At 40.5% G+C, this 640-nt stretch carries 1 protein-coding gene; it reads right to left on the bottom strand.

Annotated features, from left to right (window positions below; genetic code table 11):
* Positions 1-640, bottom strand: a 640-nt coding sequence (locus KH893_RS11400) for an NAD(P)-dependent malic enzyme (protein ID WP_281166226.1), incomplete at both ends; no start/stop codon positions are given.

Here is a 640-nt window from a genome sequence, read left to right as displayed (position 1 = left end):
AGATTGGGCAACGATTTCTTCAATCTTGTAGTCAACTTGTTTGATTCCATACGTTAACAATCCTTTATAAAGACCTGGGAAAACCAGAACATTATTGACTTGATTAGGATACTGGGCCGAACCAGTTGCAATAACTTTGGCGCCAGCCGCTTGTGCAATTTCCGGATCGATTTCCGGAATCGGATTTGCCAAAGCAAATACAATTGGGTCAACAGCCATTCTTTTGACCTGGTCGGCTGATAAAACGTGGGCATCGGACAGGCCTATAAAGGCGTCCTGTTGATCAATCACATTATCAAGTGTTTGACTGGAAATATTTAAATTGATATCCTCGGCCAATTTTCTTTGATATTTGTTGTAGCCTAAATCATCAGCCTTGACAACTCCATGGATATCAACCAAAGTCAGTTTTTTAATACCAACGGAAAGTAATAAACGAGCTGTCGCAACTCCTGCTGCTCCAATGCCATTGATAACGATTCTCAAATCCTTAAGATTTTTGCCAACAACTTTGGCAGCATTAATCAAACCAGCCAGAACAACAATTGCCGTTCCTTCCTGATCGTCATGATAAACTGGAATGTCCAAAATCTGCTTAAGCTTTGCTTCAATTTCAAAACAACGAGGAGCAGCAATATCT

The sequence above is a fragment of the Liquorilactobacillus sicerae genome, from assembly GCF_029916425.1.
Classification (GTDB): Bacteria; Bacillota; Bacilli; order Lactobacillales; family Lactobacillaceae; genus Liquorilactobacillus; species Liquorilactobacillus sicerae.
The sequence above is the reverse complement of the archived record's forward strand: the minus strand, read 5'-3'. Positions and strand labels throughout refer to the sequence as shown.